The sequence below is a fragment of the Amycolatopsis sp. lyj-84 genome (assembly GCF_046549075.1).
In the GTDB taxonomy this organism is placed as follows: domain Bacteria; phylum Actinomycetota; class Actinomycetes; order Mycobacteriales; family Pseudonocardiaceae; genus Amycolatopsis.
The window spans coordinates 210630-224244 of sequence record NZ_JAJPWO010000013.1 but is presented as its reverse complement, the minus strand read 5'-3'; the positions used below and the strand labels follow the sequence as shown (position 1 = coordinate 224244).

Below are 13615 nucleotides of genomic sequence, written 5' to 3'. Positions count from 1 at the left end.
CTTAGCCCGCTTCGTGCCGGAGGATGTCGTCGGCGGTTTAGGTCCCGGAGTTCGCGATCCTCATCGTTGGTCAGATAGCCGACTTCGATAACGGCCAGCGGCGCCGAGTTACTGGACGCGGCCGGGGTGGTCGCGCTTGATCAACGATGACTCGGCCGATCCCGTCCCGACAGGAGGCGCTCCTCTGGAACGGGACCGGCCGATCTGCGTAGCGGTCGATGCCGGGGGGACAGCGTGACCACCACGGGCCCGTCGAGGCTGCCGAAAGGTTGTGCACACCTCGACAAGGACAGCCCGGACAGGAGAATGTAGTTTGTCGGCACGGCGCACAAGTTGTTCCGATATCGAGACACCCTTGCCCGGCCACGACAAGCCGATTCGCGACCGTTGCGTATTTCGAGTTTCCGGACGACCGCCGGAGTCCTGGCACCTGCTGCGCGGGGCAGGTCATACGAGCACACGCATCGAACCATCAGCGACGGCTTCACCAACCGTGATCCCGAGCAGACGAGGACCACTTCCACCTGGCTGACGGTTATCGGTGGAATGACGTCATTTCTGGTTCCGCGTGCAGCATGCGCAATCACCCGGTCTCATTGAGTACCTGATGGGACCGTACGTTGTCGGGGGCGCGGTGACGGCGACAGAACAGGCAGACGAGAGTCTTTCCCACCTCGACACCCGTGTCGGTGACGAGCCGCGCCACGTGTACAGTGACGTAACCGCATACCTCGCATTCGATGGCAGCGCTGTCGCGGTTGATCATGATTCTCGTGACCACAAGGTTCTCCGTGTTCAGTCTTGACCGCCGCATACCTGTGGCCGAGACGGACGATCACCGGCGAAACAGACACGATCGACGCCTAGGGCACTCTGTACGCATCGGACAGAATCGAATACACGGGCAATCGCATGCTCCGCAAGGATCAGCAGGCCGGTGGAGTACGTGCACCGGAAGACTCGTGCGGGCAGCGGAACGAAGGCTTGGACATAGTCGCCGGAACAGTTGGCACAGCCCTGACACAGCCTGCGAGCGAGCCTTCGCTAGGACGAAGGGACTCGCGGGCGCATCGACGGGTCGCACGCGAAGCCGGGACCAGGGTGCCGCGGGCGGGACTGTTGTGACAAGCGCGAAGCTGAGATCAACCTCGCACCTTCACACCGTAGCTTCCCCTGGCTTCTTTTTACAGTCTCGCGACCGAGAATCTTCGACGAATGAATTGATTGCGCATCGGTTTACCCAGGCAAGACCCCTGAAACCTGGTTGACGCCGAACCTGGGGCAGCGACGTCTCCGCATCGCCCGGCCGGGAGTTCCACCAGGACAGCCCCCGCTCAGCAGCCCTTCGTGAGGAGGTTTAACCCTGCCCCTGCGGGTACCCGCAAAACGTTGCGAAGTCGATCAAAGGCGGGTAGCGATGGCAATGGCGATCAGGAACGCGGAAGCGATTTCCCAGGGCGGCGAGGCCAGTGGGCCAGGTGCCGGGCCGGGCGGGCTTTCGATGGCCGATGATCAGGACGGTTCGGGCGACGGCTGGAACCCGGAGCGGCTGTATGCCGCGGCGCTGGCCACGTGTCTGCATCAAGCGGTGGTCGTGGTCGCGTCCACCAGCGATCTTGACACCACAGGCAGCGTCGTCCGCGGACAGGTCAAGCTGATTCACGAGACCGGACTGGACTACAGCGTCGACGCGCGGCTTTCCGTGTCGCTGCCAGAGATTCCGCAAACGCGGCGGCAGAGCGTTCTGGACCAGGCAGTGATCCACTGTCCGCTGGTCAACGGCTGGCCCGTGAACCTCGAAGACGAAGCATCCCCGTTGCCGAGTGGCGACGGCTGAGGTTCGTTTCTGTCTTCGAGCGCCGAGACGGAGAAGGCACGCGCGGCCGAAATCAACGGACCTACGCGGGTACGGCATGCTCCTGAAACACGGACAACGCTGGCCACACCCTGCACTCGGGCGAACCACCGCTACTACGCACCCGGACGCAGGCTGCGGCAGTCGCGGCGTCCGCGGTCAAACCTCGCCGCGGTGCCCGACCAGCCACAGGGCCACCTCGTAGAGCTTCACGTTGGTGGCTTGGGACGCGTCGACAAGCATCGCGAACGCCTGTACCGCGTCGACATTGTGGCGTTGCATCAGGATGCCCTTGGCCGTTCCGATCACGTCACGGCGCTCCAGAGCGACGTGCAGGCGTTCTTCGGTCTGCGCACCGGCGAGCGCGATCGCGGCGTGAGTCGCGAACATCAGGCCGTCGTCGGCGGCCTGATCGTCGAACACGTCCCGTGCGCGGGCGTAGAGGTTAAGCGAGCCGAGTGTGGTCTCGCTGACGAACAGCCGGAAGGACAGCATCGAACGGACCCCGATCGCGGCCGCCTTCGACGTGAACGTGGGCCAGCGTTTCTCCGTGGTCAGGTCGCTGATGCGGAACACCTGATGTTCGGCGATGGCGTCGAGACACGGGCCTTGACCGGTACGGTATTGCACCTCGTCGATCGTGGCGACGAGGCCGTCGGTGGGCGCGACGGTGCGGACCTTGCGCCCGCGCTCGACCAAGGAGATTCCGGCGTACTCGGCGCCACCGACATGGTCGACGGCGCCTTTCACGATCGCCGCGAGGGTGGACTCGACATCGGGCTCCGACTGCAGCGTGCGAGCGATCCCGCCAAGCACGGCGCCCACGGTTCTCCCGACTGCCTGCTCCTGCTCGTTCACCGGCTGCCTCCTCCATCCACCGCGATCGGATCACCGTAGCGAGCCTGGACGTCGCCTCTGGCCCGCGGTCCCACTCGCCCCGAGGTCACGGCCGCACCATGAAAGTGCCCACGTTGATCCGCCCGAAAACACGGATAGCTCCCAGGACCAGGCGATCGTGCGCCGTAACCGCCGCAGTGAGCGCGCTGTCAAACGGGCACGACGCTCGCTCACCGAATGCCCGAGTGTCTCCGTTCGGTGACCAGCCCTCTTCGTCGTCGAATGCGGCAACCGCGTGGCAGCCGACCAGCGCGGCCCTGAGCAGAATCGGCACACCGAGTAGCGTCGGCGCTCGCAATCCCCACACGGTCCCCACGAGTCCGTCGGCAAGGCCCAACCACAGAGTCATCGACAGGAAAGAGCAGGGCCATGTAGCCGGCGAATCCGGCGCCCCGAGCATTCCTGCCCTATGGCCGCCTTGCCCGCCTCACGTTCCGCGCGATCGCGAGCAGCGATCTCCTACCGCAGAAGGCAGCCCACCAGTTCCTGCTCACTGGCAGTGAACACCGAGACAGGAACAACTGGCAAGTTGTGCTGAACCACGTCTGACCAGGCCGAAGCCTCCACCACCGCATGAAACGCGGCGAGGGGTGCCTTCAGATCACCTCCGGCGCGCCTACGAACATTAACTCTGACTTCCTCTTCAACAAGCCGCGGACGGTGGCTTGTTCGCCTCGGGCTACGCCAACCGTGTAGAGCCCATTTTCGCAAGTTTGCCCTCTTTTGCCCCGGGTAGCCCGCACTACACGACAAAATCGGGGGACGCAGAATGTGGATCGACAAAAGGATTCCGAATGACCGGCAATGTGGATCTACGACAACTGAAACTGTTGCGTGGAACGGCAAGGTCGGGATCCACTCAGAAGTGGGACAATTACGACGAGTGGTTCTGCATCGCCCAGGGAGAGAGCTCGATCGGATAGTTCCCGAAAATCGTGATTCCCAGCTGTTCGACGATGTACCGTGGCTGACGGCAGCACAGGCGGAGCATGACCATTTTCGCTCGATTATCGAAGCCGGAGGTGTCGAGATTGTCGAGCTCCGCGATCTCTTGGAGAACAGCCTGACCTATGATGACACGATCCAGGCGTGGACTGATCTCTGTATCAGCAGCGAAACCCACGGGACACGGGTCGTCGGCCAGGTCCGCGAGTACTTGACACAGCTTTCGCCCTTCGACATGTGCGAGATTCTGTTGTCAGGCCTCACTCAGGAGGAGTTCGACAACGCCAGAGGTGCGGTGCCCGGACCAGCCGACCTCGCCCAGCACTACGTCGTGGACCCGTTGCCGAACGCGGTGTTCGTACGCGACAGTGGCACGTGGGTAGGCACCACGTTGGTCGGCACTCGTTTCGCGACTGGCGTCCGGCGACGTGAAGCACAGTATGTCGCCCATGCATGGCAGCGAGCCGGTGCCCGAACGCTGAGATCCGGGCCGGAGCCAGGCCCGGCAGTCGAAGGCGGGGATGTACTGGTCGCCGGGAACGGCTGCGTTCTGATCGGTGTGAGCTGCCGCACGTCGGCCGCCGGTGCCACCGAACTCGCCCGGGAACTCCTGACTCAAGGCCAAGCCGAATCCGCGCTGCTCGTCAGGCTGCCGGAGGCCCGCAGCACCATGCATCTCGACACCGTAATGACGATGGTGGACTGGGACACGTTCCTGGTCAGCGGTGAGCACATCGCGTCTTTGGCGGTCTTTCGTGTCCGGCTGGACCGGGACGGTGACGTGGCGCTTACCGCCGTGGACGACTTGTTCGCCGAATTGGCGGGCCTGCTCGGTGTGCCGGCTGTGCGGCAGGTCTCGGCCGCGGGCGACCTGTTCACGCGACGCCGGGAACAGTGGGCCGACGGCGCCAACGTCCTGGCGATCCGCCCGGGCGTCGTCGTGGCCTACGACCGTAACCGCTACTCCAACGACGCGCTCGAGAAGGCCGGCTTCGAGGTGTTGACCCTGCCCAGTGGCGAACTGGCTCGCGGCCGTGGCGGGCCGCACTGCATGTCGTGCCCGGTTCTCCGGGACTGAAACCAACCGTAGGCGGCGGCATCTGGCCGTCGCCGATGTAACACAGAGGAGATCGATGATGACCACTTTGTACGAACGCAGCGATGCCGCCGATGCCGCCATCGGCAAGCAGACCGTGCAGGACGTATACGAGCAGCTCGCGGCGGAATACGACGAGCGCATCCCGGGCGTGGGGCACGCCGACGACATGTTCACCGATTCGGAGATGCGTTTCCTCATGGCGAAGGTTCATTCCGGCACAAAAGTGCTGGACATGGGCTGTGGCACCGGTAGGTTCACCATTCCGCTCGCCCTGGCGGGGGCGCGTATGACCGGGCTCGATCTCACCGCGGCGATGCTCGACCAAGCACGCACCAAGGCCAAAGCCGCAGGAGTCGACATCGACTTCCGCCAGGGCGATATGGCCTCGTTGCCGTTCCCTGACAATTCGTTCGACGTCGTCACCAGCATGCTTGCGCTGATGCATATCCCGTTGTCCGATCGGCAGAGTGTCTTCAGTGAGATCGCTCGTGTCCTCAAGCCGGGGGGCCGAATGCTGCTGTGCGTGAAAAACGGCGTCTTCGAGCGAATGTTCAGCGGTGACCGGTTCGCCGAAGTCGACGTCACCGACGTCGAGAACAAGGAACTGATCTTCACGCAGACCCAGGCGGGCGAAGAGCTGCGCGCCCCGTGGTTCAGCTTCACGCCGGACGAGCTCTCCCTGCTGTTCGCCCGCGCGGGCATGAGTGTGACGCATCTGAAGGGGAACTCCCCGATCAGCGTGTGGCTCGCCGAGCAGGTGCTCGCGGACAAGGGCATTCGTTCGGTCGTGCAGACACTGGAAGCCACGCTGTCCGACGTCCCGCCGTTCAACCATCTCGGCTACCACCTGCTCGTCGAAGCCGCGAAGCCGCTGTGAGCAGATGACATGCTGTTGACCGGTGAAGACATCGCGCACCACGATGCCCCGCGCTGGGTCGAGGACGCACACGCCGAGTTCGTGGGCGTGCTGCTCGATCCCGAATATCCGTGCTACTTCGCCGGGCAGGCCGAGCGCCAGGGGCATCTGCGGTACAGCTTCGTCGTCGGAGACGATCTGACATCCCTGCCGTCGACGCTGGCTCGCTTCGCCGAGGTGTCCCGGACAGCACCGCGTAACCGGCACGTCCTGACCGTCTTCTTCGACGAGACGACGGACCTGGACACCGACGAGCAGCGGTTCTGGAACACGCTGCAGTGGCTGCACGAGCACGATCCGGCACCCTGGCCCGCGGACGTCCCGCGCGATCCCGACGACGCGGCGTGGGAGTTCTGTTTCGCCGGGGAACCGATGTTCGTCTTTCCCAGCATCCCCGGCTATCGGCACCGACGCAGCCGCGGGGTGGGCAGCCACTTCGCACTGTGCTTCCAGCCACGGCGCATCTTCGCCGGGGTCGAACGGCAGGACCCCGGCGGTGAAGCCATCCGCACGCGGATCTACGACCGCGTGCGCCGCTGGGACGACATACCGCCCCACCCGGATCTGGAGTTCCTCGCCTATGGCGATCCCCAGATGCGGGAATGGAAGCAGTACGCCCTGCCTGACGGCAACGATCCCCTTCCCCGCACATGCCCCCTGCACACCGCCTGATCAGAACAGAAAGGGCACGTCGATGACGAAGACCGCTCCGCAGCCCGAAGCCGCCACCACCCGGTCCTGCGGAGCGGTCTTCGCCGATCCGTCTTGGCACGACGCGTGGCAGAACGCGACGGTCGAGCCCGCTCTCGCGGACCGCGTCCTGACGGGACTGGACGACCACGACGAGGTGACCGGCGTCCCGCTGTACCGGCTCGGCGGGTCCGCGCTGTGGCGAGGCTACGAAGACGACGCCGGCATGGCGGACGTGCTGCCCGGGAACGTCGCGTTCCTTTCCAGCGTGTACGCGATTTCCAGTCCCCTCAACCGCCTCACCGAACCGGACGCGGTCAAAGTGGTGGACGAGGCATTCGACCAGGCGACGGAGTGGGGATGCCCCCTCCTGCTGGTCACCAACCTCGAACCCGGTCCGGTCCTCGACCACCTGCGGTCGGCGCGCCGGTCACCGGCGGAAATACGGCTCGACGCCACTTGCCGCGCGGTACTGCCCGATTCGGAGGACGAGTTCATGGCCACGCTGGGCCGCTCCGCGCGGTCCGACATCCGCCGCCGTCACCGGCGCGCCATCGAACAGAAAGTCACGTTCCACCGGCGGTGGGGCCGTGACGCTCGCGGCAAGCTCGCGGAATTCCTGGCGCTGAGCGAACAGTCGGCGACGGAGCACGGGAACCCGCCGCTCTACGACCTCGAAACCCTCCTGGCGATCGTTGAGGTGCCCGGCGCCGTCCTCCTCACCGCCGAGCACGACGACAGGATCCTCGCCGGCTCGATCGCCTTCCTCCACGACGACTGCCTGCTGGTCTGGGCCGCGGGTGTCGACTACTCGGCGCTGCGGGTGTACCACCCCTATGTCTTCCTGCTCCGCGAGACGATCGCCCTGGCCATGCACCTCGGCTGCCGCGAACTCGACCTCGGCAGGGGCACCTTCGAGTTCAAAACACGCCACGGCTTCACCCCGACGGTCCTGACGACACTGGCCTACCCACTCGGAGACACCGCGGACGACATCCTGACTCCGCTGCGCGAGATGGACCGGCGTATCACCGCGTTCCTGGCCCAGTGATGCGGCGGTTCCCGAGTGCGGCGATGACCGCGCTGCTAGCCACCGCCTCGCTGCAGAACGTCGCCTACACCATCCTGATCCCTTTCGTCCCCACGCTGCGCGACGACTACGGGATGAGTGCCTTGATGATCGGGCTGGCCTTCAGCGGCTTCACCGCGGTCAAAGCCCTGGTCCAGCCCCTCGGCGGCTGGGCCGCCGACCGGTACTCACCGCGGGCGGTGGCCATCATGGGCCTGCTGACCGCGGCGGTGGCGACCGGGGCCCTGGCCGCGACGACGTCCGCGACCGGCGTGGTCGTCTGCCGGCTGGTGTGGGGCCTCGGCGAAGGGTTCAGCATGCCTGCGCTGTACCGGCTGGTGACCGACCTGGCCCGCACCACCGGCACCAGTCCGGGCCAGGCGATGGGGTGGTTCGGATCAGCGGCCGTCATCGGCATGACCGCGGGACCGGGCCTGGTCGCGCTGCTGTCCCCGGCCTTGACCTTCTCCGGGGCCTTCATCCTCGGCACCGTCCTGACCGTGGCCAGCGCCGGACTGCTGCTCTGCGTCCGGCACAAATCTCCAGCGCACAGCGGGGACACCGCGGCGCCCGTCTCAGGTGGCAGCCTCCGGCTACCCCGCCGGACACTGTGGATCATGGTCGCGGGCCTGGGGCTGATCGACCTGCTCAACAACTTCCTCTACTCCGCGCTCGAGCCGGTCCTGCCCCTGTTCGTCCACGACGAACTGGGCATCGGCGACCGTTCGATCTCGCTCCTGTTCTTCTGCGGCCTCGGCGTGTTCGCCGTGGTCTCCCCACTGGCCGGGCACCTGACAGGGAAACGGACCCCGGTGCTGCTCGCCGCCACGGCGCTCGGCCTGCAAGCCCTCGCACTCGGCCTTCCACCACTGTTCGGCACCTTCCCCGCCTACGTCACGGGTTTCCTGATTCTGATGAGCCTGCAACCCATCGTTTTCGTTGGCGTGCGCACCGGCCTCGCGATGGTCAACGAAGGCGCCCAAGGCAAAGCCTTCGGCTGGTTCGGCCTGATCTCGGACCTCGGCTGGGTCGCGGGACCGCTTGTCGCAACCGGACTTCTGGCAGCCTGGCAGTCGACCGTCTTCTTCGGCTTCGCCGGGATCGCCGTCATGGGAGCGGCAGCCGCCTTGCTCACCCACGGCGCCGGCAAGCGCGGACTGCCCGTTTTATCGAGCCACCAACCGTTCCCCGCCGAGGGCAAGCGTCACGTCAACAGGTAGCGGACGGCTTCTTGTCTCAAGACCGGCAACAACGGAAGAAGTCTGGCGGGAGCCGAAGCCGACTACCGATGTTCGCGACCCGGCGCCTGTGATCGCGTCGAAGCCATCCCGCCTCGCACGCGAATCCGGTCGGCGTTGAATCAGTAGTCAATCCCATATGGGGGTCAACCTCATCGTGTTGTAGCTGTGTCCGCACGAGCGCGACGATGTGCCGGGCCATGGCGCGCTTCGAGTGGGCGGAGTGGTCCTCGGCGGTCTCGGGTTCGAGGACTGGGCCGTAGCCGGGGAGCTCGCCGGCGTCCCGCTGGCGTTGGCATGCTCTAAGAGAGCACCGTTCGGGTCTCGTCAAGTTCGGCGAGCAGGTCGCAGCCCGGAGTGAGGGCGGGGACGCCGGGCGCCAGATCGGCGGCTGAGGGCAGGTCTACCGGCAGGCGGCGGTCGAAGGCGTGCCGGGTCAGGTCGAACAGGCCGGTGTGCAGGTGCCGTTCGGCGTAGCCTTCACGGCGGCCGGGACCAGCGGCTTTTCGGTCGTGAGTGGCGTTGCGGGTTAGAACCCGAATTGGCACTCACGACCCCTCGTCACAATAGTGCTTCGCGAAAAGGGGATGCGCCGGTCTGCGCCGCGTCGATGCGTACCGAAGTGGTCGTCCTCGGAGCGGTGTGCGGGGGCCGGCCCAGCCCCGTCCAGCTGAAGCCCGCCTGGATGAGGGAATCGGCGTCGAGCAAATTGCGGGTGTCGACAACGGTGGGGATGCGGACCGCCGCCGCCAGGCGTGGCCAATCCAGTTCCCGGAACTCGGGCCACTCCGTGAGGACGACGATCGCGTCGACTCCGCGTGCGGCCTGATAGGCGTTGTCCGTCAAGGCAAACGGGAGACCGGCTGCCTGGCCGTCGCCCGGGTGCACGGCAGGATCGAAAGCCACCAGCTCGGCACCGGCCTCGCGCAACAGTGCGGCCACGGCCAGCGCGGGCGAATCCCGCAGGTCGTTGGTTCCAGCTTTGAAGGTCAACCCCAGCAACGCCAACCGCACCTGACTCAACGAACCGAGACGGGTTCCCGTCACGACGTCGCGGATCTTGTCCACCACCCGCTTGTGCTGGCGGATGTTGGTGTCGATGGCGGCCCGGACCAGACGGAACTCGAAATCCAAGGAGTCCGCGAGCTGCAGCAGGGCCGAGGTGTCTTTCGGTAGGCAAGAGCCTCCCCAGCCCGGGCCCGGCGCCAGGAACTCCTGACCGATCCGGCGGTCGTATCCCATGCCTTCGGCGACGTCGACGACATCGGCGCCGGCTCGGTCGCAGAGCTCGGCGATGGCATTGGCGTAGGACAGCTTCACGGCCAGGAAACAGTTGGCGGCGTACTTGATCAGCTCGGCGGAAGCGGCGTCGGTCAGCACGGTCGGAGCGCTCAGCGACGCGTAGAGTGCCGCGACCCGTCCGGCCGCTTCCCGGCACGCCGAACCGACCACGATCCGATCCGGATGGAGGAAGTCCCGCACGGCGGTGCCCTCACGGAGGAATTCCGGATTGGACACCACGGCCACGTCGTCGCGGCGCAGGATCCACGTCAGCCGTGTCGCGGTGCCGACCGGCACGGTGGACTTGGTCACCAAGGTGCAGCCGGGCGGAAGCACGTCGCTGATCTGTTTCACGACCGACTCGAGGATGCTGAGATCGGCGAGGCCTCCGGCGCCCATGGGCGTCGGTACACAAAGAAACACCATCTCCGCCTGCCCCAGGAACTGCGCGAACCAGGGCTCGGTGGTGCTCACGCAGCTCAACCGGCCGTTCGCGATACCCGCGGTGACCAGATCGGCCAACCCTGGTTCGAGGATGTCGACCGTGCCGCCGGTCAGCCGGTCGACCTTGCCCTGGTCGGTGTCGGCGCACACCACGGTGTGTCCCAGTGAGGCCAGGCAGGCGCCCGTGGTGAGCCCGACGTATCCGGTTCCGATGACGACGACGCGCGGTGAGGACATTGTTATCCTTATTTCGGATTGTGGTTTCGGAACCCGGGAAGCAACCGGAGGGTGCCGCTTTCGGGGTCGAAGTGGACGGCCCCGGCCAGGTCCAGGTCGGTCAACCAGTCGGTCATCGGCCAGAATCCGTGGCGCCGATGGAACAAAAGGGCGTTAGCCACCAGTTCGCGGATATGACGCGGCTCGTGCCTGCTGGGCGGGTGGTACTGGTGGAAGGCCGTGGCCCCACCGACCCACGCCAGCAGCGCGCCGCGATCGGCGGCGCGCAGGGCGAAATCGGTGTCTTCGGCGCCGTATCCGGCGAACTCCTCGCAGAAGCCACCGAAGCGAAGCCAATCTTCCCGGGACGTCGCGAAGGACAACGACCAGAAGAGCTCGAACCGCTCGCGCTCTAGCATGATCTCGCCTGGACGAGGTGCGGGTCTGCCCGGATGCGGCTCGGCCAGCCGGGCGAGTTCTCCTGCCGCGGGATACCCCCGCGGCGGCGGAGGCGGCAGATAAGCCACCGGACCGCAGAGCACCGTGGCGGGGGGTACCCGCCGGGCCGCGGCTTGGTAGCGGGCCAGTGCCCCAGGGCCCGGAATGCAGTCGACGTCGAGGAACACCAGCAGTTCGATGCCGTGTTCGAGGGCCACGCGTGCCCCGGCGTTGCGGGCTGCGGCCAGCGGAAGACCTGCGTCTCCCGCTGTCACGAGGGTCGACACGACCGGTGGCGAGCCAGGGACGTCACCCAGGTCCGGAGGTCCCGCCATGCCGACCACGACCTGCAGGTCGGCCGCTTCCCCGGCCAGCGCTTCCCGTTGCCGTGACAAGTGGGCTTCGCGACCGGCCGCGATGGTGACGACGGCGGTACTCGGGCGGGCGGTCATCTCCCGCCCGCCAATTCCCGCAGCACGGCCGCTGCCCGCGTCGCGCCATCCCCGCTCGACCAGGTCTTCCAGTCGCCACCTCGGGCCCGCGCGCGAGCGAAAAGCGCGGGCCAGCGGCGCGGTTCGGGCCAGGACGGCACGACCACACCCAGCCTGGCGCGGATGAGCGCGGCAGCCGTGGCGTGCTGTTCACTGAAAGGACGACGTTGCGGAATGACGACCGCGGCACGCCTGGCCGCCGCCACCTCGGCCAGCGCGTTCTGCCCGGCGTGGGTGATCACGACGCCGGCGTCACCCAGCAGCGGCCACGGGTCGGCCACCCAGCCGTGGTGCCGCAGATTCGGCGTCCGGCACCCTGTGTCGTCGCCGAGACCGGCGACGTCCCAGCTCCAGTCCGGAGTGGCCGCCGCGGCCGCCCGCAACTGGGCCGAGGACACCGTGAGCCCGCCCGTGCCCCACAGCAGCAGGACTTTCCGTACCGCGGATTCCGGTGCCACGGGGCGCCGGTCGAACCGCGACAGCGCACCGACGTGAACGGTCTTGTCGAGCCATGACGGGGGCCAGTCCGGGGCGGGTCGCCGCGGCCACGGCACGATGATCACTTCGGCGAGGTCGTAGGCAGTGCGATGGGCCCGGTCGACGCGGTGGCCCGGCTGCGCCACGATCGCCACCGGCACGCCGTGCAGGCGGGCCAGCAGCGCCACTTCCACCGACACGTCGCAGACCAGGAGCCGGACGTCTTCGTCACGCAACAGCGAACTGATCCGCGCCATACGATCGCGCAGGCCCCGATGGTTCCGCGGTACCCAGTGCAAAGTGGACCCCGCGGTCACGTCGTCGTGCAGCTCGTCGGCTCCGTCGGCGTCACCGGGCAGCACGGTCCATCGACCGGGCCACTCGGCAGGCGCGGGAAGACTGGACAACCCGATGGCCTTCGCGCCCAGGGCCCGAGCGATGGTGACGGACCGATGAAGATGTCCGGAACCGTGGTGATGGACGTAGAAGGCGATCATGACAGCAGTTCCCGGTACAAGCACACGTACTCGTCCACCATCCGGTCCACCGAGCACACCGATTCGGCGCGGCCGCGCGCCGCTGCCCGGTCCAGGGTGGCCGCTCGTGCGATGGCGGCGGCCAGTCCGGGAACGTCGTCGGGAGCGGCCAGGACGCCGCTGGAGTCGTCGAGGATTTCAGGGAGGGCTCCCCGCGCGAATCCGGCCACCGGGGTACCGCAAGCCAGGGCTTCGGCGACCACCAACCCGTACGGTTCCTCCCACCGTGGTGACACGACAGCGACACTGGCGGAACCGACGAGGTGAACGAGGTCGTGGTGGGCCAGGTGCCCCAGGTACTCGATGTCCGTCCCCAGCAGCGGTTCGATCTGGTCGTGGAAGTAGTCCGCGTCCGGCAGCGGTCCCGCCAGCCGGAGCCCGGTACCGGCCTCCATCGCGGCCTGGATGGCCAGTTCCGGGCCCTTCTCCGGCACGAACCGGCCGAACCACACGGGTACGCCCGATCCGGCACCGGGCGTCCATTGATCGAGGTCTACTCCGTTACGCACCACGGTGATCCCGGGAACGAGCGAAGACCACTGCCGGGCGGTGTGGGCGCTGACCGCGGCGAAACTGGTGTGGCGCGGCGAACGTAACCGGACCGCGGATTCCAGCCACGGCGTCGGCGGGGTGTGCAAGGTGGTGAGCGTCGGTGTCCGCAGCGTCGAGGCCATGGCGATGGGCAGGTAGTGCAACGAGTTGTTGTGCACGAGGTCGCATCGTCCGGCGGCGCCGAGGTCGAGCATCAAACCGAGATAGGCGTGGTGCTCTGCGATGAAATAGTCGGCGGGCATGCTGACGTCCAGCCGGGCTTGCGCGGACAACGCCGGCAGGACGGGCATCGCCTGCACTCGCAAAGACGGGTCGGAATCGGTTCCACCGAAGACGGTCACCTCGTGCCCACGCGCACGCAGGCCTGTCGCCAACTGCCACGTATGGGCTTCCAGGCCACCGGCGAAAGGCTCGCGAATGGGATAGCGGGCCGACGCCACCAGACCAAGGGACAGTTTCGCGCCATCGCGG

General features: G+C 66.8%; 13 protein-coding genes. 6 read left to right on the top strand and 7 right to left on the bottom strand.

Annotation, left to right across the window (positions count from 1 at the left end; translation table 11 throughout):
* Positions 1 to 1417 precede the first annotated feature (1417 nt).
* Entirely contained in the window at positions 1418 to 1837 is a 420-nt protein-coding gene (locus ACLJRM_RS33530; protein ID WP_410665361.1) for an OsmC family protein, read from the top strand.
* A 177-nt stretch (positions 1838 to 2014) separates the two neighbouring features.
* Here ACLJRM_RS33530 and ACLJRM_RS33525 read toward each other — a convergent pair whose 3' ends face one another.
* Complete coding sequence (locus tag ACLJRM_RS33525; protein WP_410665360.1) at positions 2015 to 2713, bottom strand: GAF and ANTAR domain-containing protein; 699 nt, start codon at positions 2711 to 2713, stop codon at positions 2015 to 2017.
* An 85-nt stretch (positions 2714 to 2798) separates the two neighbouring features.
* Positions 2799 to 3026 (bottom strand): hypothetical protein, encoded by a 228-nt coding sequence (locus ACLJRM_RS33520; RefSeq protein ID WP_410665359.1) that lies wholly within the window; start codon positions 3024 to 3026, stop codon positions 2799 to 2801.
* Between the two features lie 495 nt (positions 3027 to 3521).
* On the opposite strand from ACLJRM_RS33520, the gene ACLJRM_RS33515 reads away from it, so the two are divergent.
* The 5 genes from ACLJRM_RS33515 to ACLJRM_RS33495 are packed head-to-tail and all read left to right on the top strand — an operon-like array spanning position 3522 to position 8691.
* Entirely contained in the window at positions 3522 to 4775 is a 1254-nt protein-coding gene (locus tag ACLJRM_RS33515) for an arginine deiminase family protein (RefSeq protein ID WP_410599745.1), read from the top strand.
* 58 nt (positions 4776 to 4833) lie between these two features.
* The gene (locus ACLJRM_RS33510; protein ID WP_410665358.1) at positions 4834 to 5673 is read left to right on the top strand and encodes a class I SAM-dependent methyltransferase; all 840 of its coding nucleotides are present in this window, start codon (positions 4834 to 4836) and stop codon (positions 5671 to 5673) included.
* A gap of 9 nt (positions 5674 to 5682) precedes the next feature.
* Positions 5683 to 6384 (top strand): YqcI/YcgG family protein, encoded by a 702-nt coding sequence (locus ACLJRM_RS33505; RefSeq protein ID WP_410665357.1) that lies wholly within the window; start codon positions 5683 to 5685, stop codon positions 6382 to 6384.
* A 22-nt stretch (positions 6385 to 6406) separates the two neighbouring features.
* Positions 6407 to 7453, top strand: coding sequence for a GNAT family N-acetyltransferase (locus ACLJRM_RS33500; RefSeq protein ID WP_410665356.1), 1047 nt, complete (start codon positions 6407 to 6409; stop codon positions 7451 to 7453).
* A 23-nt stretch (positions 7454 to 7476) separates the two neighbouring features.
* Positions 7477 to 8691, top strand: coding sequence for an MFS transporter (locus ACLJRM_RS33495; RefSeq protein WP_410665355.1), 1215 nt, complete (start codon positions 7477 to 7479; stop codon positions 8689 to 8691).
* A gap of 320 nt (positions 8692 to 9011) precedes the next feature.
* Here ACLJRM_RS33495 and ACLJRM_RS33490 read toward each other — a convergent pair whose 3' ends face one another.
* Genes ACLJRM_RS33490 through ACLJRM_RS33470 form a run of 5 tightly spaced genes read right to left on the bottom strand, consistent with a single transcriptional unit; the run spans position 9012 to position 13584 of the window.
* On the bottom strand, positions 9012 to 9257 hold the full coding sequence (locus tag ACLJRM_RS33490) for a hypothetical protein (protein WP_410665354.1): 246 nt from the start codon (positions 9255 to 9257) through the stop codon (positions 9012 to 9014).
* Between the two features lie 13 nt (positions 9258 to 9270).
* The gene (locus tag ACLJRM_RS33485; RefSeq protein ID WP_410665353.1) at positions 9271 to 10671 is read right to left on the bottom strand and encodes a UDP-glucose dehydrogenase family protein; all 1401 of its coding nucleotides are present in this window, start codon (positions 10669 to 10671) and stop codon (positions 9271 to 9273) included.
* Between the two features lie 8 nt (positions 10672 to 10679).
* Positions 10680 to 11540 (bottom strand): glycosyltransferase family 2 protein, encoded by an 861-nt coding sequence (locus ACLJRM_RS33480; protein ID WP_410665352.1) that lies wholly within the window; start codon positions 11538 to 11540, stop codon positions 10680 to 10682.
* Complete coding sequence (locus tag ACLJRM_RS33475; protein WP_410665351.1) at positions 11537 to 12553, bottom strand: glycosyl transferase; 1017 nt, start codon at positions 12551 to 12553, stop codon at positions 11537 to 11539. The genes ACLJRM_RS33480 and ACLJRM_RS33475 overlap by 4 nt, the downstream gene beginning before the upstream one ends.
* On the bottom strand, positions 12550 to 13584 hold the full coding sequence (locus tag ACLJRM_RS33470) for a glycosyltransferase (RefSeq protein ID WP_410665405.1): 1035 nt from the start codon (positions 13582 to 13584) through the stop codon (positions 12550 to 12552). Before ACLJRM_RS33470 ends, ACLJRM_RS33475 begins: the two co-directional genes overlap by 4 nt.
* Positions 13585 to 13615: the final 31 nt, after the last annotated feature.

What these genes read in the sequence shown, in the direction of transcription:
- ACLJRM_RS33530 (WP_410665361.1), top strand. Translation starts at nt 1,418, where the DNA reads ATGGCAATGGCGATCAGGAACGCGGAAGCGATTTCCCAGGGCGGCGAG.
- ACLJRM_RS33515 (WP_410599745.1), top strand. Translation starts at nt 3,522, where the DNA reads ATGTGGATCGACAAAAGGATTCCGAATGACCGGCAATGTGGATCTACG.
- ACLJRM_RS33510 (WP_410665358.1), top strand. Translation starts at nt 4,834, where the DNA reads ATGACCACTTTGTACGAACGCAGCGATGCCGCCGATGCCGCCATCGGC.
- ACLJRM_RS33505 (WP_410665357.1), top strand. Translation starts at nt 5,683, where the DNA reads ATGCTGTTGACCGGTGAAGACATCGCGCACCACGATGCCCCGCGCTGG.
- ACLJRM_RS33500 (WP_410665356.1), top strand. Translation starts at nt 6,407, where the DNA reads ATGACGAAGACCGCTCCGCAGCCCGAAGCCGCCACCACCCGGTCCTGC.
- ACLJRM_RS33495 (WP_410665355.1), top strand. Translation starts at nt 7,477, where the DNA reads ATGACCGCGCTGCTAGCCACCGCCTCGCTGCAGAACGTCGCCTACACC.
- ACLJRM_RS33485 (WP_410665353.1), bottom strand. Translation starts at nt 10,671, where the DNA reads ATGTCCTCACCGCGCGTCGTCGTCATCGGAACCGGATACGTCGGGCTC.
- ACLJRM_RS33480 (WP_410665352.1), bottom strand. Translation starts at nt 11,540, where the DNA reads ATGACCGCCCGCCCGAGTACCGCCGTCGTCACCATCGCGGCCGGTCGC.
- ACLJRM_RS33475 (WP_410665351.1), bottom strand. Translation starts at nt 12,553, where the DNA reads ATGATCGCCTTCTACGTCCATCACCACGGTTCCGGACATCTTCATCGG.